Source organism: Prosthecobacter sp. (assembly GCF_034366625.1).
In the GTDB taxonomy this organism is placed as follows: Bacteria; Verrucomicrobiota; Verrucomicrobiia; order Verrucomicrobiales; family Verrucomicrobiaceae; genus Prosthecobacter.
Map to the genome: position 1 here is coordinate 300,127 of NZ_JAXMIH010000006.1, position 23,303 is coordinate 323,429.

Below are 23,303 nucleotides of genomic sequence, written 5' to 3' on the forward strand. Positions count from 1 at the left end.
GAAACTTTCAAGAACTTCCGAATTCATCTCAAGGATTTCCCAGTGGAGACGGCGGCAAGCCACCGGGTTGCCCGAGCGATGGCACACGAACCGGGACGCCTGGCATCTCGGGCCGAAACGCAGGTGTGATGGGGCCAATTGGACACCCTCTGTAAACAGAAGGGAGTGTGATATTGAGTACGCGCTGCGGCTGGCCGGACGAGGCTTGGGTAAAAATATCCAACCCGTCAATCAGTGGTTTGGGTGACACGAGGCCATGCTCTCCAGACATTTTTTCCATTCCGACGCTGCCATCGTTGCGGCCGACGATGATCAGAGCGCCGGGCCAGACGCGACCCAGGCCTGATCGAGCACACACGTCCGCGTTCCAATAAGGTGCCCAACTGTTAGACACCGGATTCTCAAAGACGAGCGGCATGCTGCCCACGCCTGTATCTGTCTGGCCTGCGGTCAGCGCCCAATGGTTTTCGTCTGGCTCCAATGCTTTGCTGTAGCGCGGGGCTGCGCCAATGTTGCCATCCGGTTTGAAGCCATCAGGGCAGCCAAAGATATGCTCGTCTTTGACGATCTGCTCCTGGATCAGGAAGCGGAAGGCGTCATTCGAGGTGGGCGAAGTCCCACCCGTAAACTTGTTTGTCACCGAATCTGGATACTGATGACCATGGTCTTTGGCAAACTGCTGCAAGGCGAGGATGATCTGTTTGCAGTTATGCACGCCTGTTGCCTGATTGCCTTCCATCTCAATGAACTTGAAGGCCGCCACAGACAGAACCCCGAGGAGCGCTGTAACTGCGATCACCAGCAGCAGCTCAATCCGGGTGAAGGCGGCAGTGCGTTTCATATTCAAAGGCATTCAAGTCGAAGTGATAGGGGAGCACAAGACTGTAATGAATCATCCTCCAAACACTTGAAGCTTGAGCACGCGGCTGAACGCTGGACATTGACGCGCCGAACCGACGACTGATCCTAAATGCCTCTCCGCGACACATTGCTCAATCTCGCCATCACCTGCGTGCTGGTGCTGATCATCGTGCTGGTGGCGATTCTGCTGAAGGAGAGCCGCCCCGCGCCGCTCCCAGCGCTGCCAGTGGGTGTGGCGCAGGTGCCGCCGGGGCAGAATGCGGACACCGGTCGGGAGCCACTGTCAGAGTTCAAGGTGTTTCCCAAGGCGCGCCTTGTGGAGAGCCGCACCAACGAAGCGGACACGCTGCGCATCAAGGTGAGCGACACGGAGGACGAGCAGGTGTTTGTGCTCTATTTCGTAGATGCGCTGGACCCGGAGTGGACGCATCCGCAGCGCGTGCAGGAGCAGGCGCGCTACTTTGGCGTGAGCAGCCAGCGCATCGTGGACGAGGGCAAAAAGGCCGTTCAATACGTGACCCAACTTCTGAAAGAACACCCGTTCACGGTGATGACGCGCTGGGAGCAGGTACCGGAGCGCAGCCGGTTTTATGCGCTGATCTTGGTGGAGAACAGCCCCGGGAAGTGGGTTTATCTGGCGGATTTGCTGGTGCAACAGGGCTATGCACGCGTGGCGGGTGTCACCACCAGCCTGCCTTCGGATGCGCGTTCGCTGAATGACTACGCCCTGGAACTGCAGGCGCTGAGGAAGCAAGCAGAGCAAAAAAAGGCAGGCATTTGGGCGGCATCGAAATTGTGAGAGGGTTGATGGTGAATGGTTGATTGTTGATAGTTTCAGAATCAGGCCACAACTCCGGCATTGATGAATCATGATGCGTTGATACGATGGCTTTGCCGTGGCCTCCATTCTCAAATCTCTAAGCCTCATCGCTGACCCAACCCGGGTGCGGCTGCTCCTGCTGCTCAAGCAGGAGGAACTGAGCGTGGCGGAGTTGCAGGAGGTGCTGTCACTCCCGCAGTCGAACATTTCGGCCCAGTTGGCAAAACTGAAGGCTGCCGGGCTGGTCAGTGATCGCCGCAGCGGCAAGAACCGGCTTTATCAACTGGATGAACCCAGCGCGAAGGACAAGGAATCCCATGAGCACTTTCTGGCACTGATCGAAGCGGCCGGCGGTGAACTGCGTGAGGTGGCCAAAGACAACGAGGCGCTCAAAGTGGTGCTGCGGAAGCGGGCGCAGACGGCGCAGGCGTACTTTGACGCTCTGGCGGGCAAGTTTGGCCGCCATTACATCCCAGGACGTTCGTGGAAGGGCCTGGGAGAGACGTTGCTCAAACTGATGCCGCCGCTGATCATCGCGGATCTGGGCGCGGGCGAGGGGACGCTTTCGCAACTGCTCGCGCAGCGGGCGAAGAAGGTCATCGCGGTCGATAACAGCGAGAAGATGGTGGCCTATGGTGCAGAGTTGGCACTGAAGCATGGCTTCACGAACCTCGAATTTCGCCTGGGCGACCTCGAAGCGCCGCCGATCCCACCGCTGAGCGTGGATTTGGTGTTTCTGAGCCAGGCGCTGCATCACGCGCAGAATCCGGAAAAGGCCCTGAAGGCGGCGCACACGCTGTTAAAGCCAGGCGGGCGGATCGTGCTGCTGGACCTGCTGAAGCATCAGTTTGAGAAGGCGCGTGATCTATATGCAGATGTGTGGCTCGGCTTCTCCGAAAGCGAGCTGCATGACATGCTGGGCCGAGCAGGCTTCAAAAAGATCGAGACCAGCGTGGTGCATCGCGAGGGCAAAAGCCCGCATTTCCAAACCATCCTGGCGCTGGCAGAAAAGGAAAACCGCCTCACTTCGTCGGGCCACTGGAGCGGTTCGTAACGCGTGCGGCGGGCAGTGTGAGGCCGTTTTGCAGCAATGTGAGACCGTTGATCTGCTTTTTGTCATCACGCGTGAAAACGAGCGTGGCCTCAACGACATCGTACTCAAAACGGTCGGGGGCAGTTTCAAACACGGGAATCGAAGGCTGGCCTTCAAGCTGGGCGAAGAGCGTGTTCGTTTTCACGGTGACGTTGAGCTTCTTGAATCCCAGGAGCGCATACTCGCCCGCGTAGGGCTGCAGTTCCTTTGCCGTGCGCAGCGTGAGGCTCGGCAGCGGCGCACTGGTGCGCTTCGCGGTCAGTTCCTGACCGTTTTGGAACAACGTGAGCGACTGGATCGCATCCTTGTCACGATTGAAGGCCATTTCAGCCGCCACAATCTTGTAGAAGAAACGATCCGGCCCTCTGGCAAACGCACCCAAGAACGGCTGACCGCTGAGCCGCACCCAGAGCTGGCCGTCGCGCAGCAGAACAGTGAAGCGGGAATCACGATCCAGCTCATAAACACCGGAATACTGCTGCATCGTCTCAGCTGGCAGAATGATCTCCTTTTGAGGGGTCGGCGCGGCTTTTTTAGCGGCCGACATCGCGGCGATGACTGCCGAGCCGCTAAGGCTGTTGTTGTTGATCAACACGACATGCACGATGCTTTTCGAGGGGATCACCTGCAGCGACGAACTGTAGCCGCCAGTGCCGCCGTCGTGATGCAGGAACGTGTCACCCTCGTATTTACCGAAAAACACCCCCAGGCCAATCTGGCCGCCATGGGCGGGTGCATCCGCATGGGGTTTCAAAGCGAGGGCGAAGGCGTCTTTGAGCGGCGACTGTGCGGGATGCAGCATGGCTTCACCAAATTTCATCATGTCAGCCGCCGTGCTGCGCAGCGCTCCGGCTCCGGCCATGGCAGCCAAGGTCCACGGTTTCACTTCTGTCGCGTCCGCGTAGGGCTTGGCGAGCGGCAGCTTCGACTCAGGGTGAACAGCGGTGTCGTGCAAGCCGAGCGGCAGGCAGATTTTCATCACCACTGCGTCCTCCCAGGTCGTCTGATACACCTTGCCGAGCAGATGACCGAGCAGACCAACGCCGACGTTCGAGTAGCTGCACGAATATGGCCCCTCTCCTTCGAGCTTGGTGCTCGTAATGAAGTCGAGCAGCAGTTTCTCATCGTAATTGGCATACGGATCACCTTCGGCCATGCCTGCGGCGGCATTGCCCGGCATGCGCGACAGTCCGCTGGTGTGAGTGGAAAGCTGTTTCAGCGTGATTGCGGCGATGCGTGGGTCGGCGAGCTTCCGTTTAGAATCAAGCAGGCTGCCGATCGTCGTCTCCAGCGTCACTTTTTTCTCCACCACCGCCTGGACCAGCAGCAGGCCGGTGAACACCTTGGTGATCGAACCAATCTCAAAGACGATCTTCTCCGGCGGCGTGTCCTTGGCCTCGGGCGCCTTGCCAGCAATGGCAAAACGCACGTCATCGCCAATGCGTTCGCCAGTCACGATGCAGCCGGCTTTGAGGCTCCTGGCCTGTTGAGCTGCAGCCTCGGCCAACGTACGAGCTTGCAGCAAGTTCGTGGTGAAAAGGACGACCAACAGCACCGGGAGAAGGCAATTCATGCGTGCAGGCTACGAAACTCGTCCGCAAACATCAAGGCGTCTGATTGACGCGGCCCCCTTCCCCGCCTCCAATGCCGCGCTGTGAGAGACACCCTGGAAGATCTGGAAAATTTCATCATCGACGTCGTCATCAACAACCGTCGTGGGATTCGCGCGTCCATGCTGCGGGTCGTCTTCCGCGGGCTTTCTGGCATCTATTCGGCGGTGGTGCGGACGCGGCTCTATTTGTACCGCCATCGCTACATTCACGATCATCACCTCGGCGTGCCGGTCATCAGCGTGGGAAATCTGACCGTTGGCGGCACGGGCAAAACACCGGTCGTCGAGATGCTGGCGAAGGCGTTGCATGAGCATGGCCGCCGTGTGTGCATCTTGAGCCGCGGTTACAAGAGCAAGCGCCAGAAGAAGCTGCCGCTCTCGAAAAAACTGGCTGCGCGCCTCGGTTTCATCCCCAAACCGCCGGAATCGCTGCCGCGCATCGTGTCCGATGGCGAGAAGGTGCTGCTGGATTCACACAACGCGGGCGACGAGCCCTTCATGCTCGCGAAGAACTGCACGGGCATCCCCGTCGTGGTGGACAAGAACCGCGTGAAGGCCGGGGCGCATGCGATTCAAAAGTTCGGCGCTGATGTTCTCGTGCTCGATGACGGCCTGCAATACCTCCGGCTCAAGCACCGCCACGACATCGTGCTGATCGACAAAACGGCCCCCTTCGGCAACAACGGCTTCATGCTCCCACGCGGCACTCTTCGCGAACCGCCGCGCAGCCTGCGCCGTGCCAGCTACATCTTCATCACCAAGTCTGACGGTGACAGCGAGGACATCATCGCCCAAATCCGCCGCTACAACCGCGCCGCCGAGATCATCGAATGCCGGCACCGCGCGATGCACTTTGAAAACATCCACACCGGCGAGCGCATCCCCATCGAAGGCCTGAAAGACAAATTTGTCGGCGCCTTGTCTGGCATCGCCGTGCCGGAAAGCTTTGAAAACGGCCTGCGCAAGCTCGGCGCGAAGGTGGAGGTCATCGCCCGCTTCGCCGACCACCACCGCTTCCACGGACCTGAGCTGAATCAGTTCGTCGAGCGCTGCGTGCGGCGGGATGTGCACTGCATGGTCACGACGGAGAAGGATTATGTGCGTTTCCCAAAGCTGGCCGCCGCCGACATTCCGTTCTATTTCATGCGTGTGGAGATCGAGATCATCCGTGGTCGCGATGTGTTCGACAAAATGGTGCGCCTGATCGCGGAACCGCGACGCGTGCCGGCCGGAGTGCTGCCGGCGGACTTCATGGAGGCCTCGTGATGAGCGCAGAGAATCCCGCCATCGTCGAGTTCAGCGTGCGCAAGGTCAACGTCGCAGGCGGTGTGAATGATGTCTGCGATGTCACAGCCCGCGAGGAGCCGCTCGAAATCCGCGTGGAAGGCCGCTCTGTGGCCGTGGTGATGCGCACGCCGGGACACGATGAGGAACTCGCCGCCGGATTTCTTGTCAGCGAGGGCGTCGTGCAAAGCCCGCGTGACATCTTGGAAATCTCGCAATGTCCCAGCACGGGCAATTCGAAGGGAAACATCGTCGATGTGCTGCTCGGCGGCGCGGTGGTGAACTGGGACTCGCTCACGCGTCACGTCTTCAGTGCTTCAAGCTGCGGCCTGTGCGGCAAGACGAGCATCGAGAGCGTGTTTCAGCAATTTCCCGCGGTGAAAGGCGATTGGAAGGTCAGTCCAGCCTTGATCGCTAGCCTGCCGGACAAGCTGCGAGCCGCGCAGGAAACGTTTTCCAAAACCGGCGGCCTGCATGCGAGCGGCTTGTTTGATCTCGAAGGCAGGCTGGTTGTCCTGCGTGAGGATGTGGGCCGCCATAACGCGCTCGACAAGATTCTCGGCTACGCCTTGCAGCGCGGCCTTCTGCCGCTCGACAACCACATCCTGCTCGTCAGTGGTCGTGTGTCGTTTGAGATCATTCAAAAGGCGCTCGCGGCAGGCATCCCGCTCGTCGCCGCCATTTCCGCGCCGAGCAGCCTCGCAGTCGATTTCGCGCATGAGGCCAATCAAACGCTCATCGGCTTCCTGCGGGGTGAAACCATGAATGTTTACACGCATCCGCAGCGCCTCACGATCCAGCCATGAAACCGGTTCAACTCACAGTTTTCATCATCTGGGGCGCGTTGTGCTCCTCGCTTCTCGTTTATGCGGGCATGCTTAGCTCGATGACGTTTGCGCCAGCACAGGGGAATCAAGGGTCACTCGGCGGAATCGTTGCACTGGCGGCCGGATGCGCGGCGGCGTTGAGTTTTTTTATACGCAAACTGCTGCTGGGCGGATTCGTCAATGGTCAGCTCACGCTGGATGATCCGGCGAATCACGGTCGCTTCATTGCCGGAAATGTCGTCGTGTTTGCGCTCAGTGAGGGCGTGGGTGTGCTCGGATTCGTCAACGGCATTACTTCCAACGGCGCTGGCGACGCCTGGCTGCCTTACATCGGCGGTGCGTTCATTCTGATGCTGCTGCACATCCCGCTGCCATCGCGTTTCAAGCCTGCTTCATGAACGGTTATTTTGATCACAATGCGACCACGCCGCTGCATCCCGCCGCGCGTGAAGCGTGGCTGCTTGCCAGCGAGAAGCACTGGCACAATCCATCGAGCCTGTATCGTGATGCGGGCCTCGCCAGCCAGCAGCTTGAATCGGCGCGCGAACGACTCGGCACGCTGATCGGAGCGGAGGCGGAACGCATCGTGTTCACTTCGGGTGCCACGGAGTCGAACAATGCGTTGTTGGCGTCTCTCCCATCAGATCAACTCGTGGCGGTCTCCGCCATCGAACATCCTAGCGTGCAGGAAACAGCACGGGGCAGAAACCGGCTGGAACTGCCGGTGAATGCCAACGGCGTGGTCGAACCGGATGCAGTGAAGGCGTTGATCGAAACGAAACGGCCCACGCTGGTCTCGGTGATGGCTGCGAACAACGAAAGCGGCGCGTTGCAGCCGTGGCGCGAGATTGCCGCGCTTTGCCGAGAGCAGGGCGTGCTGTTTCACACGGACGCGGCGCAGTGGATCGGCAAACTCGAAGCCGCCAGCCTCAGCGAATGTGATTTTATCACCGGCAGCAGCCACAAGTTTGGTGGACCCAAGGGCTGCGGGTTCCTCGTACTGCCGACGGAGGATTCCCGGCTTCATTTCATTCGAGGCGGGCCGCAGGAGAATGGCCGCCGTGCTGGAACGGAGAACTACCCGGCAATCGAAGCGATGGTGACGGCCTTGGAGACACTCACGCCGAGTTTGGCGAAGATCGGACACGAACAAACCCGACTGCGCGATGATTTCATCGCCGCAATGCGCTCGCGCTTTGAAAACCTGCGCGTGATCAGCGAATCCGCGCCGAGTCTCTGGAACACGGTGCTGATGGTGATGCCCTCACACGACAATTTGAAGTGGCTCACGCGTCTGTCGCGTCGTGGCTTCAGCATTTCGACCGGATCGGCCTGCAGTTCGGGCAAGGAAGGCTCCTCCGTCGTGGTGACGGCCCTTGGGGCGAATGCTGACGAATTGAAACGCGTGGTGCGGATCAGTGGCGGCTGGGAAACGACAAAGGAGGACTGGCAGGCGCTCGCCACGGCCTTCGGTGACGTTTCCGAGGAATTGAACCGCGGCGGCAGGCCGCAGTAGGCGGTTGCTCGGGGCGGGTTCACGTCTAGTCTCGCGGCCATGAACTGGCGGAACTTCTTCCTCGGCGCGGTCATGGCCTGCGCGTCTGCTTCAGCACGTGAATGGCGCAGCGCGGACGGTTCGCGCACGGTGGAGGCCGAGTTTGCCGGGATGAAGGAGGGAAAGCTGCTGCTGAAGAGCAAAGACGGTAAATCGACCGTGTTTCCGGCGGCAGCGTTCTCCAAAGAGGACCAGCAGTTCTCCCAGCAGGCGCAGGTGACGCTGGAGGCGGCGGTGAAGGCAGGAGCGCTCAACATGCAGGCGGATCAGGTGCTGCCGGAAGGCCTGCTCTGCCGCATCATCAACGAACTGCCGAATCAGAAAGGCACCTGGGTGGGCGCCGGAGCGCCGTTTCTCGTGCTGCGCGGTGATGATCTCACGACTGAGCGTGGCGCGAAGGTGATGGGAAAGACACTCTACCATGCGGGCACGCGCACGTTTCAGGCGCTTGATGGCACCAGCACGCTGATCAACGCCTACAGTCTGTCGCTCGACGACGCGGTGAACGCGGCGCTGCAAATCCAGATCGCCAGCGGTGGTGATGCGGCGAAGCAGGCGCCGCCGGTGCGGGAGCCGCTGATTGTAACGATCACAACCCGTGGCATGGGACTGCCTGTGGGCAAAGGCTTCTTCATCACCGATGCGGCGATTTTGAAGGACGCCAAAACCATCGTGCTGCACCACGCCGGACAGGATGTTCCGGCCAAGGTCGTGAAGACGGACGACGAGCTCGGTCTGGCGCTGCTTTCGTGCGCCGTGGAGGTGGAGCAGGGGAAATTTCTGCCGCGCAAGCCGTTGGAACTGGGCCAGAACATCTTTGCTGTGGCTCTGACGACGACTGGAAAAACCTTTTCCACTCCACCACTGACCAAGGGTATCATCAGCCGTATGGCCGGAGCGGACAGCTTCGAGCACGATGCTGCGATCGATGAGAAGACCGTGGGCGGTTACGTGATTGGGGAAAAGGGCGATGTGCTCGGCGTGTTTTTCTCCCCGCAATCACGCGTGCTGGGAAAGCGCTCCACCAAATCAGCAAGCAGCGCGGACAAGCCGGTGGCGAAAGCCTTGTCTGAATGCCTGCGCAGCGAGGCGCTGGAAAAGTTGTATGTGGAGAAGGACAAGGATGGCAGGGAGAAGCGTGTGCCCGGCGTGCCGTCCCTGAAGCCAGGCACGAATGGCGATGAGATGGAGCTTGCCGTGGCGACGCTGAAAAAATCCTCGGTGATCGTGGTGACGACACGGGAAGAAAGCAAAGCTCCGCCGCCAGCGAAAGCCGCAGGCACCGACACGCCGCCGGGGGGCGGTGGCCCGGCGACCGGCTGGAGCCTCAGCTCCTCCGGCACCCGGCACAATGCCAAGTGCCGCTTCTACAACGCTGCGAACGCCTGCCAGGCAACGGACGGGAAGCCCTGCAAGGTCTGCGGCGGGTGAAACCGCTCAAGTTCCCGGTTTGGGACGAATCATGAGCACGAGCACGAGCGAGAAGACGCACACGAGGGCGAAAACGCCGAAGATCATGTTGAGCGGCACGCCGCGGTCGGTCATGGCACCGAAGCCCCAGTCGGCCACGCCGCCGCACATCATGCTGACGAAGTTCATGATGCCGTAGCCGGTGGCGCGCAGCTCGGGCCGCACGATCTGGCTGAGAATGGGCATGTTGTTGCAGTCAAAAAAGCCCCAGCCGACTCCAAACAGGATCAGTGCGGCCACAGCGAGCGCGAAGGAGTTCAGCGCGGGCGCGTTGCCCACTCCGAACATCGCGGGCACGATGAGCATCATGCCGATGGCGCTCACATGGATGCGCCCACGCTCGCTGCGCCGCATCCAGCGGTCTGCCAGCCAGCCGCCGAGGATGGCGGAAAGCAGTGCTGCGCCCTGCCAGTAGAGGGAGGCGGACACGCCGGCCTTGCCCTGGCTGATGTTGAAGGCTTTTTGCAGGATCGCAGGCATCCAGTCGCGCACCACCCACGCGGCGAGCGCTGGCAGGGTGAAATACATCACGAGCAGGATGAAATTGCGGTTCGTCAGCAGTTCGACGACTGCCACACCAACGGAAGGCCTCGCGGAGACATCGCCATTGCTGTCCAGGCTGGTTTGACGCGGCACGTCCCGCAGCAGTAGCAGCAGCGGAATAGCGTAGAGGATGCCGGCCAGTCCGGTGAAGTCGAACATGAAGCGCCAGCCGAGATCCGGCGCGTCCGCCACGAACCCGGCAAAGCCGCCAACCATCACGCCGCAATAAATGCCCATCTGATGCACGCCCACCGCTCGTGACCGCGTGCCGCCCGTGTGATAATCCGTGATCAGCGCCAGCGCCGCCGGGATATAAAACGCCTCGCTGATGCCCATCATCGTGCGTGCCCAGTAGAGCTCGTTAAAGCTGCCCACATGTCCGGTGAGCCAGGTGATGAGCGACCACACAAACAAACTGCCGCAGATCGTGAGCTTGCGGCTGAAGCGATCGGCGATGTAACCACCAATGGGGCTGAAGATGGCATACACCCACTTGAACGACGCCAGCATGTGGCCCCAGTTCTCTTCGCTGCCGATGTCCTGGATGTCGCCCATCACAGACACCTTCATCGAGGCGATCATCTGCCGGTCCAGATAGTTCAGCAGCGCCACCGGGAACAGCAGCCCCACGACCAGCCAGGCACGGCGCATGAAAGTGGGCGAGTCGGAAGCGGCAGTCGGAGGCGTGGACATTGTGCCATTAATCACAGCCACCTCGGAACGAAAAGCCTGAATTCATGCCCAGACTTGATGCGGGCATGATCGAAGCTGCCCCAGGACAAGCCTCACAGCTCCTCCAGCCGATAACCGATGCCTGGTTCGTTGACGATGCGCGGGCCGGATTCGCCGAGCTTTTTGCGCAGGTGGTTGATGTGGACACGCAGGCCCTCGCTCGGGTCGCTGGACTGGCCGGCCCAGACTTGGCGGACGATTTGGTTTTGCGTGACAATGCGGCCCGCGTGCTCGGCGAGGGTCTTGAGCAGCGCAAACTCCGTTGGAGTGAGTTTGAGCGGCGTGTCGTTCAACGTCGCCTCGTGATGCAGCAGATTGAGCGTGAGCGGTCCAGCGGTGATCTCGGCGCTCTGGCGGGTGAAACGACGGCGTTGGATGACATCAAGACGCGCAAGCAGCTCTGCCGTGCCGAAGGGTTTCGTCACATAGTCGTCGGCACCGGCTTCGAGGGCCTCGACCTTCACGGTTTCCTGATCGCGCACGCTCAAAATGAGCACGGGCACGTCGCTCCACTCACGCAGGCGTTTTAGGACGTCGATGCCGCTCATGCCCGGCAGGCCGAGATCAAGCAGCACGACATCAGGCCGATGAAACGCGGCTTCTTGCAGACCGAGCTGGCCATCGGCGGCCTCGCAGACCGCGTAACCGCGCGATTCCAGCACCATGCGCAGCAGGCGTCGCATTTGCTGTTCGTCATCGATGATGAGGGCTTTGGGCATGGCTCAGGTGGTGCGGGTCTTCACCGGCAGGCGGAGCATGAACTCCGCGCCGCCTTCGGGATGATTGTGTGCTTCGATGTCACCTTTCATGGCTCGCATCAAGCCGCGTGCGATGGCGAGTCCGAGCCCCGTGCCGCCAGCAGGTGAGTCGGGAGCGCGATAGAATTTGTCGAACAAGTGCTCCTCGATGCCCAGAGCCAAACCGGGACCGTGATCGTGCACACGGAATTCCAGCGTGTTGTTGGTGAGACTGACAGCGATTTCAACCGGCGTTCCAGCAGGCGCATAAAGCGTGGCATTGTGCAGCACGTTGCCGAGCGCCTGCGCGAGCAAACGGCTGTCGAGCATGAGCAGTGGCAGACTTTCGATACCGGTGATGATCGAAGGATGCTCGGCAAGCTCGCGATGAAGAGGCGTGGTGGTGGCGTGGAGCACATCACCGATCTCGCACCAGTCGAGATGTGGCTTGAGCGCTTCGGATTCCACACGGGTCATCTCCAGGAAGTTCTCCACAATGCGCTGGAGACGGCGGTTGGCTGTCTCAATCTCCGCCGCGTAGGGATTGCCCTGGCCCAGGCCGTCCAAGGCCGTGCGGATGATGGCGATGGGCGTTTTCAGCTCGTGCGAAATGCTGTCGAGCAGCGTGCGGTGCAGGCGCTCGGATTCGGCGAGCAACTCAGCGCGGTGCTTTTGTGCCAGCAACTCCTCGCGCTCACGATGATGCCGCTCAAGAGCCGCCTCACGTTCTCGCAGCCGCGTGATGAGATGGCCCATGCTCAGCGCCACGACGAAAAATATCGCGAACATGATGATGTCCTGCGGTTTCTCGATGTGCAGCGTAAACTGCGGCGGAATGAAGATGAAATTCCATACCAGTGCGCTCACCACCGCCATCGCCAGCACCGGCCCGCGATTCCACCGCGTGCCTGCCAGCACGATGACCATCAGAAACACCAGCGCCGAGAAAAGATAGCCCGTGTAAGGCAGCAGCACCCAGCATGCCGAGGCCAGCACGAAGATGATCGTCAATCCCCAGCTGAACTGGCCGACCACATGCGTCGGCACCGGTTCGCGGGCTGGTTTGGGTTTGAAAGTGTCCTCGGTGTTCATGGCAACTGACTTGTGTGATTCATGGTGCCTGCAAAGTCATCCGCCGCCAGTAAACAGCGGCGCTGGAGGCGTTAAGAAAGTGTGAAAGCAGAGTTCACCGCTCCTCCAGCCGGTAGCCTATGCCCGGCTCATTTTTGATCTCCAGAGTGGAGCCTTCGAGTTTATGGCGGAGGTGGCTGGCATACACTCGCAGATAATGGCTCTGCTGCTCGGCCTGCGGGCCCCAGACAGCACGGAGGAGGTGTTTCAACGTGACAACTTTGCCCGCGTGACGGACGAGCTGCGCCAGCATCGCATACTCCGTGGGCGTGAGTTTGAGCGGCTGTCCGTTCAGCGTGGCCTCGTGATGCACAGGATCGAGCACGAGGCCGCCAACGCTCAGACAGGCCGTTTCGTCCTGGCCCTGGCGGCGCTGGATGGCGGTGAGGCGGGCGAGGAGTTCGGCGGTGCTGAAGGGCTTGGTGACGTAATCATCCGCACCGGCATCGAAGGCCGCAAGCTTCACCGACTCTTGATCACGCACGCTCAAAATCAGGACCGGAACCTGGCTCCATTCGCGGAGGCGTTTGAGAACTTCGACACCGTCCATGTCCGGCAGACCGAGATCGAGGAGGATGACGTCGGGTTTGTGAAACACGGCATCCTGCAGGCCCAGCGTACCGTTTTCAGCCTCGCGCACGGTGTAGCCCTTCGACTCCAACGCCATGCGCAGCAGGCGGCGGATCTGGATTTCGTCGTCGATGATCAGGGCGGTCATGAGGTAGAACGAGTTTTCTAACTCGTTGGTTCGGCGGCAGGCGGTGCTGTGGGAACGAGTTGGAAAACTCGTTCTACCTCGATCACAAACTCCGCTCCACCTTCGGGATGATTGCGTGCGGTGATGTCGCCGCCCTGGGCTTGGATGAAGCCGCGGGCGATGGCAAGACCGAGGCCTGTGCCACCCGCCGGGGAGCCTTTGGCGCGGTAGAATTTCTCAAACACGCGCTGTTCCTCGCCAAGCGGCAGACCTGGGCCGTGATCGCGGATGGTAAGACGGAGTCTTTGGGCGTGCAGGCTGGCAGTGATTTCGATGGTGGCTTCCTGCGGTGTGTAAACAGCAGCGTTGTGCAGAATGTTCGCCAAAGCCTGCGCAAGCAAGGTGTGATCGAGTTTCACCAGCGGGAGGTGGTCGGGTATCCATACATTCACTGGATGCATGCTCAAAACATCGCCTGCGGCCTGTCTGGCAGCAGCGATGACATCGCGCAGATCGCACCAGCCGAGATTCGGCTGCAACACTTCGGATTCGAGGCGTGTCATCTGCAACAGATTGTCCACCACGCGCTGCAATCGCTGTGAGGCCGTGTTGATCTCCGCGATGTAAGGACTTCGCATGTCATTCATGCCTTCCAATGCGGCGTGAATCACGGCGAGCGGCGTTTTGAGCTCATGCGAAACGCTGTCGAGCAGGGTGCGGTGCAGTTTCTCGGATTGGGCGAGCACTTCGGCGTGGCTGACGGCCTGGATGAAATGCTCCTTCTCCAAAACGAGCGCGAGCTGAAGCGCGAAAGCCTCGATGGTCTGCCGTGTGGTGAAATCGAGCCGCGCCTCGCGTGGCATCTGCACGCCGAGAACGCCCATGTTTGAGGTGGCGGTTTGCAGCGGGAACCAGGTGGCGGCGGACTCGGGCAGTGTGTCGGTGAAGCGGCCCGCGCACTGTTTGTTCTCGTAGCTCCAGGCCACCACGCCCCATTCTTTTGGTGAAGGATGGAAGCTGCTGGCCCTGTGCGCGGCTTTTGGCAGCGAGCGGTCCTGCTCGCGCACGACGAGCGCGGTGTCCGCATTGAGCAGCTCGTTGATCGTGCGCAGTGCCTCGGCGAGACCTTTTTCGGGTTCAGCGGCTAGCGCGGCACTTTGGGTGACGCGCAGCAAAGCATCCGTCTGACGCAAACGACGACGCTCGGCGATCTCGCGCATCCGCAGGCGGCTAGTGAGGCTGCCCATGCTGATGGCGACGATGAAGAACATGCCGAACATGATCCAGTCCTCGGCCTTGTTGATGTAAAACGTGTACTGCGGCGGGATGAAGAAAAAGTTCCAGCACAGGGCGCTGAGCGTGGCCATGAGCATGACCGGTCCACGACTGAAACGCAGCGCCGCCAGCACGACGGCGAGCAGGAACACGAGCGCGACGAACATGTAGCCTGTGATGGACACCAGACCCCAGCACACACTGGCGATGCTGAATACTGTCACCAGCGCCCAACTGTATTCGCCGATGATGGATTCGGGCACCGTCTCTTGCAGCGGTGTGAGGTTGCGTGCCTTGTCAGTGGCGGCGAGGGGTCGCACGACGCACACGTCGATGTCGCCGCTGCCGAGGATGAGTTGATCCGCGAGCGACTTCTTCCAAAGCGAGGGATTGTCCGGCTTGCCGACGACGACCTGCGAGACGTTGCGCTCACGGGCGACTTGCAGCAGCGCCTCGGTGATATTCTCACCAGTTACGGAGACGACTTCGCCACCGAGTTTGCGTGCGAGGCCGAGCGAGCGCGTGAGACGGTCCTGCTCGACGGGCGTGAGCACGCGCGAACCTTCCACCCACACGACGATCCAAGGACAATTCAGCCTCGTGGCGGCACGGCGCGTCCAGCGGATGAGGCTTTCGGCATACGGACTCGGGCCGACGCCGACCATGAGCCGTGCGTTGGTTTTCCACGGACTGCTGACGCGCTTCAGTCGGCGGATGTCCTCCAGATCGCGATCCACCTGCTCGGCGGTGAATCGCAAGGCCAGTTCGCGTAGCGCGGTGAGGTTGCCTTCTTTGAAGAAATTTGAGACGGCGAGTTCAGCACGCTCGCCGAGATACACTTTGCCGTCGGCCATGCGCTCCAGCAGTTTTTCGACACTGAGGTCGATGAGCTGGATCTCATGCGCGACATCGAGGATCGAGTCCGGCACCGTCTCGGTGATGGCCACGCCGCTGACCTGCCGCACGATGTCCACCTGGCTGTCGATGTGCTGGACATTGAGCGTCGTGTAAACGTCGATACCGGCGTCGATGATCTCCAGCACATCCTGATAACGTTTGGCATGTCGTGAGCCGGGCGCGTTGGTGTGCGCGAGTTCATCGACAAGCACGAGCTGCGGCCTTTGCGCGAGCACCGCGTCGATGTCGAACTCCTCCAACGTGAAGCCGCGATGTTCGAGCTGCTTGCGGGGCAGAACCGTCATGCCTTCGAGCAACGCGGCCGTCTCGAAGCGTCCGTGTGTTTCGATGATGCCTGCGAGCACATCCACGCCTTCTATGACCCGCTGGCGTGCGGTTTGCAGCATCGCGTAGGTCTTCCCGACGCCTGGGCACATGCCGAGGAAGATGAAGAGCTTGCCGGATTTCGCAGCCGCATCCGCCTGTTGCATCTGCGCGAGCAGAGCATCCGGGTCGGGGCGTTGATCGTCATTCATGATGGCAGAAGCTGTTCACCGCTCTTGATGCGTTTGTTCTTAACAAGGACAGGCATTATCGCAACTTATCCAGCGCGAGGTTGAGTTGGAGGATGTTGACATGATCAACGCCGACCATGCGCGATGGTTCTGGCACGGTCAGTTTCTCGATGAGTTTGTTGATTTGAATGGCGACCTCGGGCGTCAGCTTTCGTTCTTTGATGATCCGGTCCATCTGCGACCTGGCATCGGTCACGGAGATGCAAGGATAGGGCAGCAGGCCTTTCTCTTCGCCGATCTGGAAGTATTGCGGGCCGGTGAATTTTTGGGTAAGCAGCTCGCGTGCGGCCTGGACATCGTCGGGCACCTTGAACTCTTCCTTGGATTTTCCGACCTTGGCGAACTGTGCGATCAGCGCAAAAAACAGCAGCAGCAGGGCGAGTGCGGCGGCATAGAACGCCCATACACGTGGCGGCACCCGCGTGGCGTTGGATGATCGTGTGGTGGACATGGCTTTGAGTGTTGTGACGCTGGCTTACTTGAGGGCATCGAGCGCGAGATTGAGCTTGAGCACATTCACGCCAGCCTCGCCGAGGATGCCGAGGTCGGACTTCGCGGTGCTGGTGGTGATGAGTTCCTTGACCTTCTCGACGCTGAGGTTGCGGGCTTTAGCGACGCGGGCGGCCTGCAACTCGGCGTTCTTCACGCTGATGTGCGGATCAAGGCCACTGCCAGAGGCGGTGACGGCATCAGCAGGCACAACGGCATCGGCTGCGAGATCGTTCTTGGTGCGATAGGCGGCGATGCGTTCTTTGATGGCATCGTTGAGCTTTTGCGAGGTGGGTCCGAGATTGCTGCCACCGGAGCTGGCGGCGTCATAGCCGGCACCTGCGGCGCTGGGGCGCGGATGGAAGTAATGATCGGCGGCGAAGTTCTGGCCGAGCAGGGCGGAGCCGATGACTTTGCCGTCTTTGTCGGTGATGAGGCTGCCTGCAGCTTGTTTTTTGAAGGCCGTTTGAGCTATGCCGGTGACGAGGAGCGGATAAGCACCGCAGGTCACAGCGGCGAGCACGAGTGTGGCCATGATGGCGGGGCGGAGTTCGGAAAAGAGAGCTTTCATGGTGTTAGGCGAGGTGAAGGGTGGCGACGATGAGATCAATCGCCTTGATGCCGATGAAGGGGACGAGGATGCCACCGAGGCCATAGACGAGCAGGTTGCGCTGCAAGACGGCGGCGGCTCCGATCGCGCGATACGGCACGCCTTTGAGGGCGAGCGGGATCAAGGCGACAATGATGAGCGCATTGAAGATGATGGCGCTCAAGATGGCGCTCTGCGGGCTGACGAGGCCCATAATGTTCAGCGGACTGATCGCGGGGAACGTGACCATGAGCATCGCGGGGATGATGGCGAAGTATTTGGCGATGTCGTTGGCGATGCTGAACGTGGTGAGCGAACCAAGCGTCATGAGGAGCTGTTTGCCGATCTCGACGATCTCGATGAGCTTCGTGGGATTGCTATCGAGATCGACCATGTTGCCGGCTTCACGAGCGGCTTGGGTGCCGGTGTTCATGGCGACGCCGACATCGGCCTGGGCCAAGGCGGGGGCGTCATTGGTGCCGTCGCCGGTCATGGCGACGAGATGACCCTCGGCCTGCTCGGCGCGAATGCGGCGGAGTTTGTCTTCGGGCGTGGCTTGCGCCATGAAGTCATCGACACCGGCCTCGGCTGCGATAGCGGCGGCGGTCATGGGATTGTCACCGGTGATCATGACGGTGCGGATGCCCATTTTGCGAAGCTGGGCAAAGCGCTCTTTGATGCCGCCTTTGACGACGTCTTTGAGTTCGACAACGCCGAGCACCTTGTTGACCTCGCACACGACAAGCGGTGTGCGGCCAGCGCGGGAGGCGGCTTCGACGATCTTGGCGACTTCCGGCGGATACACGCCGCCGAGGGCTTCGACGTGGGCTTTGATCGAATCGGCGGCACCTTTGCGAATGCTGCGGCCATCGAGATCGACACCGCTCATGCGAGTCTGCGCGGTGAAGGGAATGAAGCTGGCATGTGGCGCGGCGAGTTCGCGACCACGGATGTTGAACTTCTCTTTCGCGAGCACCACGATGCTGCGGCCTTCGGGTGTTTCATCGGCGAGGGAGGCGAGCTGCGCGGCATCGGCGAGTTGTTGCTCGGTGACGCCAGGCGCAGGACGGAAGTCGGAGGCCATGCGATTGCCAATGGTGATGGTGCCGGTTTTGTCGAGCAGGAGCACGTCGATGTCGCCCGCGGCTTCGACAGCGCGTCCTGAGGTGGCCATAACGTTGCGGCGGATGAGGCGGTCGATGCCGCTGATGCCGATCGCACTCAAGAGGCCGCCAATTGTCGTCGGAATGAGGCACACGAGCAGGGCAATGAGTACGGGGATCGAGAAATCCATCCCAGCGTAGATGCCGAAGGGCTTCAGCGTGATGACCACGAGCAGGAAGATGAGCGTCATCGCGGAGAGCAGGATGGTGAGCGCGATTTCGTTCGGTGTTTTCTGGCGTTTCGCGCCTTCTACCATCGCGATCATGCGGTCGATGAATGTGTTGCCTTTTTCCGAGGTGATGCGGATGACGATGCGGTCGCTGATGACACGCGTGCCGCCGGTGACGGCGCTGCGGTCGCCGCCGCTTTCGCGGATGACGGGTGCGGATTCGCCGGTGATGGCGGCTTCATCGACACTGGCGATGCCTTCGATGACTTCGCCATCGGCGGGGATCACGTCGCCGGTTTCACAGACGACGAGATCGCCTTTTTCGAGGGCAGGAGCCGGGACGCTGGTCTCCACGCCATTTTTGAGGCGGCGGGCCATCGTGTCTTTGCGCGCGGCACGCAGGCTGGCAGCCTGGGCCTTGCCACGGCCTTCGGCGACGGCTTCGGCGAAGTTCGCGAAGAGCACGGTGAACCAAAGCCATATGCTGAGCTGGATGATGAAGCCATGATCGGCCTTGGCGGTGAATATGCTCACGGTGGTGAGCACCGCGCCGACGAGCGTGACGAACATGACGGGGTTCTTCACCATCAGGCGGGGATCGAGCTTCTTGAACGCGTCGCCGATGACGGGGACGAGGATGGAAGCATCAAAAAGAGATGTGGGTTTGTGGGACATGGACGTGGTGGTGATGGTTTAGAACAGTTTTCCCTGGGCCGTGAGGAAGTGCTCGACGATGGGTCCGAGGGCGAGAGCAGGAAGGAAATTGAGCGCACCGATGAGCAGCACGGTGCCGATGAGCAGGAAGGTGAAGGTCGCTCCATGGACCGGGAAGGTGCCCGCGCTCGGTGGCGAGGCTTGTTTGCCAGCGAGTGATCCGGCGAGCGCCATGATGGGCACGATCATGAGGAAGCGGCCGATGAGCATGGCAAAGCCGAGCGTGGTGTTATACCAGGGCGTGTTGGCGGTGAGACCGGCGAAGGCGCTGCCGTTGTTGCCGGTGGCGGAACTGTAAGCGTAGAGCATCTCGCTGAAGCCGTGTGGGCCGCTGTTGTTGAGGCCGACGAGGCCCCATTCGCTCACACTAGCCCAGGCGGTGAAGCCGAGGATGCTGAGCGTAAGAACCAGCAGAGTGAGCATGGCGAGCTTCACTTCCTTGGCCTGGATCTTCTTGCCCAGATACTCCGGCGTGCGGCCCACCATGAGTCCGGCGATAAAGACGGCGAGGATGACGAAGACCAACATACCATACAAACCCGCGCCGACACCGCCGATGACGACTTCGCCCAGCTCAATCATGAACAGCGGCACCAGGCCGCCGATGGCCGTGAAGGAGTCATGCATCGAGTTCACCGCTCCACAGGAGGCGGCGGTGGTGATGGTGGCGAAGAGGGACGAGTTGAAGATGCCAAAGCGCACTTCCTTGCCCTCCATGTTGCCATCCGCAGCGGCGATCCCGAGCTGCTGATGGATGGGATTGCCCGCAGCTTCAAAGTGAGCGCAAACGAGCACGCCGCCGACAAAGAGGACCATCATCGCCGCCCACACGGCCCAGCCGTGCGCCTGGTTCTTCACCATGCGTCCGAGGTAGTAGGTCAATCCGCTGCCAATCGAGAAGATCGAGAGCATCTGGATGAAGTTCGACAGCGGCGTCGGATTTTCGAAGGGATATGAAGCGTTCGCATTCATGAAGCCACCGCCGTTCGTGCCTAGCATCTTGATGGCGACCTGCGAGGCCATCGGACCTTGGGCGATGACTTGCTCCGTGCCTTCGAGCGTCGCCGCTTTTGTATAGGCGTCGAAGTTTTGAATCATGCCCTGCGACACGAGGAAGATCGCGAACACAGCGCACAATGGCAGGAGGAGATAGTAAGTCGTGCGGGTGAGATCAACCCAGAAGTTGCCCAGCGTCTTCACCGAGCTGCGTGCGATACCGCGAACCAATGCCGCAGCAATCGCGATGCCGGTGGCGGCGGAGACGAAGTTATGAAACGTCAGCCCCACCATCTGCGAGAAGTAGGACATCGTGGCCTCGCCGCCGTAGCTCTGCCAGTTCGTGTTCGTCGTGAAACTGACAGCGGTGTTGAAGGCCAGATGATGACTCAAAGCCGGTAGCCCCTGCGGATTCCACGGCAGCACATCCTGCAAACGCAGGATCGTGTAGGTGAACACGACACCGACCAAGCTGAATGCCAGCATGGCGAAGGTGTATTGCTTCCAGCCTTGCTCGCGCTGCGAATCAACACCGAGGAGCCTGTAGGTGATCTTTTCGAACGGTTTGATGATCGGATCAAGCCAGGTGCGTCCATTCGCATCGAGCACCTGCACGAGGTAGAGGCCCAGCGGCTTCGTGATGAGCGTGAGCAGGCCCAGGTAGAGGGCGAATTGAATCCAGTCGGTGGAGTGCATGGTGGTTGAGTTAGAATTTTTCAGGACGCAGCATCGCCACCGTGAGGTAGGCGAGCAGGGCGAGGGCGATGAGCCCGACGAGGATGGTTTCCATGGTGGTGGGCAGTTAGAGGGTTTCGCAGCCGTTGGCGTAAGCGCCGCTGATGACGAAGAAGGCCACGAGGAGGAAGAGGTAGATGAGGTCGTTCATGGTGTGAGGATGTTGAACCACTCTCACCATGCGCGCTCTGCTGATCCTGCCGAGTTAAGGGCAGGGCTTGATGCGTCAAAAGGGCGTTAAAACAGGGGCTAAATCTCCACCTGTTGTCCGAGCTCGATCACTCGCCCCACGGGGATCTGAAAATACGTCGCGGGCTGCTGGGCGAGTTTGCTGGCGAAGGAGAAGAGGTGCTCGCGCCAGCGGGCCATGCCGGGTTTGGCGCTGGGGATGATGATTTCGCGTCCGAGGAAGAAGGTGGCTTTCTCGGGTTCGACTTCGAGGTCGTGAGCAGAGCATTGACGCAGGAGTCTCGGGACGTTGGGCTTTTGCATGAAGCCGAAGCGTCCGGTGACGCGCCAGAAGTTGTCGCCGAGCTTTTCGACCTCGACACGGCGGCTCGGCGGCACCCAGGGCTCGTCCTCGGTGGTGAGCGTCATGAAAACGACACGCTGATGGATGGCCTGGTAGTGCTTCAAACTGTGCAGCAGCGCGACAGGTGTGCGTCCGCTGGTGCTGGTCATGAAAATGGCCGTGCCGGGGACTTTCACGACCTTTCCACTGGCGAGGCTTTTGATGAGCAACTCCTGCGAGATGGCGCTGCGCTCCATGGAGACACGCACGAGCTTGCGGCCGGTGGCCCAGGTGGTCATGACGATGAAGATGCCCGCGCCAACGGCGAGAGGGAACCAGCCACCATCGAAGAACTTCACGAGGTTCGCGCTGAGGAAGGCGAGTTCGATGGCACCGAACACCAGGCACAGCGGCAGCGTTTTGAGCACGCTCCACTTCCACAGATGCCGTGCGGCAAAGTAGAATAGTATGGTGGTGATGAGCATGGTCATCGTGACGGCCACGCCATACGCGGCGGCGAGATTCGACGAGGTGCGGAAGGCGAGCACGAGGGCGAGACAGGCGAGCATGAGCAGCCAGTTCACCATTGGGATGTAGATCTGTCCTCGAGCGTGCTCGGAGGTGTGGCGGATGCTCAGACGCGGCAGGTAGCCGAGCTGCACCGCCGTGAGCGTGAGCGAGTAGGTGCCGGTGATGAGCGCCTGCGACGCGATGACCGTGGCGGCCGTGGCGAGCAGCACGAGCGGCAGCGTGGCCCAGCCGGGCGCCATTTGGAAGAAGGGCGCGTTTGCGAGTTCCGGCTGGTGCATCAAAAGAGCACCCTGGCCGAGGTAATTGAGCGCCAGCGCTGGAAACACGAGCGCAAACCAGCCGCGACGGATCGGTCCGGCACCAAAATGGCCCATGTCGGCATACAAGGCCTCGCCACCGGTCACGGCGAGGAAGACGCTGCCGAGGATGACGAAGCCTGCATGACCGCCGGTGGTCAAAAAGTGCCAGCCATGCCAGGGATTGAAGGCCATGAGGATTTCCGGCCCGCGCACGAGCTGCGACACGCCAAGCGCAGCGAGACTGACGAACCACAAAGCCGTCACCGGACCAAAAAACCGCCCGACACGCGCCGTGCCGAGAAATTGGACTGAGAACAGCACAATCAAGATCACCACCGTGATGCCCATGATGAGCCACTGTATGTGATGATCCCACGCTGCGGCCTCAATCGCATCCGTCGGGGCCGCGCCGAGCAACCCGCCGTCCTTGAGGCCCTCCACGGCACTGAGCACCGAAATGGCGGGCGTGATAATGCCATCGCCAAACAGCAACGCCGCACCGAAGAGGCCCAGCAGCACGATCACGGTGCGGCGTTTCGAGCTTTCGCTCATACCGTGTGAGGCCAGCGCCATCAGCGAGAGCACGCCGCCCTCGCCCTTGTTGTCCGCACGCAGCACGAAGACGAGATACTTCACGCAGATGAGCACGATCAGCGCCCACAGCACCAGCGAGACCACGCCGAGGATGTGCTCATGCGTCGCGGTGATGTGATGGGGGCTGTGCGGGCTGAAGCACTCCTTCAGCGTGTAGATCGGACTCGTGCCGATGTCCCCGAAGACCACACCGAGCGCCGCGATGACAAGCGTGGCGGTGGAGAGCTTGTGCAGGCCGTGTTTGTCCGTGGAGCCGTTCATGGGGACGCACGGTGACCGCACCCGAAAACGCCACCAGTGAACGGGCGGTCAGAGGGCGTTAAGAAAGTGTGAAGGTGAGGTCGAGACAGGGCCAAGCAGTCAAACGATCGTCAAAACGGCACCGTTTTGCCCCCTTCGGAGG

Annotated in this window: 19 protein-coding genes; 7 read left to right on the forward strand and 12 right to left on the reverse strand. The window is 60.8% G+C overall.

Annotated features, from left to right (window positions below):
* Positions 1-28 precede the first annotated feature (28 nt).
* On the reverse strand, positions 29-841 hold the full coding sequence (locus tag U1A53_RS04160) for a type II secretion system protein (RefSeq protein WP_322279180.1): 813 nt from the start codon (positions 839-841) through the stop codon (positions 29-31).
* 129 nt (positions 842-970) lie between these two features.
* Here U1A53_RS04160 and U1A53_RS04165 point away from each other — a divergent pair, with 129 nt between their 5' ends.
* Together U1A53_RS04165 and U1A53_RS04170 are read left to right on the forward strand one after the other, a co-directional pair.
* Complete coding sequence (locus tag U1A53_RS04165) at positions 971-1,660, forward strand: hypothetical protein (RefSeq protein ID WP_322279181.1); 690 nt, start codon at positions 971-973, stop codon at positions 1,658-1,660.
* 97 nt (positions 1,661-1,757) lie between these two features.
* Positions 1,758-2,735, forward strand: a complete 978-nt coding sequence (locus U1A53_RS04170; RefSeq protein WP_322279183.1) for a metalloregulator ArsR/SmtB family transcription factor — start codon at positions 1,758-1,760, stop codon at positions 2,733-2,735.
* Here U1A53_RS04170 and U1A53_RS04175 read toward each other — a convergent pair.
* Positions 2,704-4,347, reverse strand: coding sequence for a serine hydrolase (locus tag U1A53_RS04175; RefSeq protein ID WP_322279184.1), 1,644 nt, complete (start codon positions 4,345-4,347; stop codon positions 2,704-2,706). The two genes, U1A53_RS04170 and U1A53_RS04175, sit on opposite strands and share 32 nt — an antisense overlap.
* An 81-nt stretch (positions 4,348-4,428) precedes the next feature.
* Between U1A53_RS04175 and lpxK the strand changes: the two genes are divergently transcribed.
* From lpxK to U1A53_RS04200, 5 genes are read left to right on the forward strand one after another with little or no spacing between them, the layout of a single operon-like run.
* Positions 4,429-5,652, forward strand: a complete 1,224-nt coding sequence (gene lpxK / locus U1A53_RS04180; protein WP_322279185.1) for a tetraacyldisaccharide 4'-kinase — start codon at positions 4,429-4,431, stop codon at positions 5,650-5,652.
* Entirely contained in the window at positions 5,652-6,476 is an 825-nt protein-coding gene (gene fdhD, locus U1A53_RS04185; protein WP_322279186.1) for a formate dehydrogenase accessory sulfurtransferase FdhD, read from the forward strand. Before lpxK ends, fdhD begins: the two co-directional genes overlap by 1 nt.
* Positions 6,473-6,895, forward strand: coding sequence for a hypothetical protein (locus U1A53_RS04190; RefSeq protein WP_322279187.1), 423 nt, complete (start codon positions 6,473-6,475; stop codon positions 6,893-6,895). The genes fdhD and U1A53_RS04190 overlap by 4 nt, the downstream gene beginning before the upstream one ends.
* Positions 6,892-8,013, forward strand: coding sequence for a cysteine desulfurase family protein (locus U1A53_RS04195; protein WP_322279188.1), 1,122 nt, complete (start codon positions 6,892-6,894; stop codon positions 8,011-8,013). The genes U1A53_RS04190 and U1A53_RS04195 overlap by 4 nt, the downstream gene beginning before the upstream one ends.
* A gap of 39 nt (positions 8,014-8,052) precedes the next feature.
* On the forward strand, positions 8,053-9,483 hold the full coding sequence (locus tag U1A53_RS04200) for a trypsin-like peptidase domain-containing protein (protein ID WP_322279189.1): 1,431 nt from the start codon (positions 8,053-8,055) through the stop codon (positions 9,481-9,483).
* Between the two features lie 6 nt (positions 9,484-9,489).
* Here U1A53_RS04200 and U1A53_RS04205 read toward each other — a convergent pair whose 3' ends face one another.
* The 10 genes from U1A53_RS04205 to U1A53_RS04250 form a co-directional block, all read right to left on the reverse strand.
* Positions 9,490-10,758: an MFS transporter gene (locus U1A53_RS04205; protein WP_322279190.1), complete on the reverse strand. Its 1,269-nt coding sequence runs from the start codon at positions 10,756-10,758 to the stop codon at positions 9,490-9,492.
* Between the two features lie 92 nt (positions 10,759-10,850).
* Positions 10,851-11,516 (reverse strand): response regulator transcription factor, encoded by a 666-nt coding sequence (locus U1A53_RS04210; RefSeq protein ID WP_322279191.1) that lies wholly within the window; start codon positions 11,514-11,516, stop codon positions 10,851-10,853.
* A gap of 3 nt (positions 11,517-11,519) precedes the next feature.
* Complete coding sequence (locus tag U1A53_RS04215) at positions 11,520-12,626, reverse strand: ATP-binding protein (protein ID WP_322279192.1); 1,107 nt, start codon at positions 12,624-12,626, stop codon at positions 11,520-11,522.
* A 94-nt stretch (positions 12,627-12,720) separates the two neighbouring features.
* The gene (locus tag U1A53_RS04220; RefSeq protein ID WP_322279193.1) at positions 12,721-13,383 is read right to left on the reverse strand and encodes a response regulator transcription factor; all 663 of its coding nucleotides are present in this window, start codon (positions 13,381-13,383) and stop codon (positions 12,721-12,723) included.
* 17 nt (positions 13,384-13,400) lie between these two features.
* Complete coding sequence (locus tag U1A53_RS04225; protein WP_322279194.1) at positions 13,401-16,070, reverse strand: sensor histidine kinase KdpD; 2,670 nt, start codon at positions 16,068-16,070, stop codon at positions 13,401-13,403.
* Between the two features lie 55 nt (positions 16,071-16,125).
* Complete coding sequence (locus tag U1A53_RS04230) at positions 16,126-16,560, reverse strand: potassium-transporting ATPase subunit C (RefSeq protein ID WP_322279196.1); 435 nt, start codon at positions 16,558-16,560, stop codon at positions 16,126-16,128.
* Positions 16,561-16,584: 24 nt separating this feature from the next.
* Complete coding sequence (gene kdpC / locus U1A53_RS04235) at positions 16,585-17,169, reverse strand: K(+)-transporting ATPase subunit C (RefSeq protein WP_322279198.1); 585 nt, start codon at positions 17,167-17,169, stop codon at positions 16,585-16,587.
* Between the two features lie 4 nt (positions 17,170-17,173).
* Entirely contained in the window at positions 17,174-19,195 is a 2,022-nt protein-coding gene (kdpB, locus tag U1A53_RS04240; RefSeq protein ID WP_322279199.1) for a potassium-transporting ATPase subunit KdpB, read from the reverse strand.
* Between the two features lie 18 nt (positions 19,196-19,213).
* Positions 19,214-20,926, reverse strand: coding sequence for a potassium-transporting ATPase subunit KdpA (gene kdpA / locus U1A53_RS04245; protein ID WP_322279200.1), 1,713 nt, complete (start codon positions 20,924-20,926; stop codon positions 19,214-19,216).
* Positions 20,927-21,214: 288 nt separating this feature from the next.
* Positions 21,215-23,161, reverse strand: coding sequence for a potassium transporter Kup (locus U1A53_RS04250; protein WP_322279201.1), 1,947 nt, complete (start codon positions 23,159-23,161; stop codon positions 21,215-21,217).
* Positions 23,162-23,303: the final 142 nt, after the last annotated feature.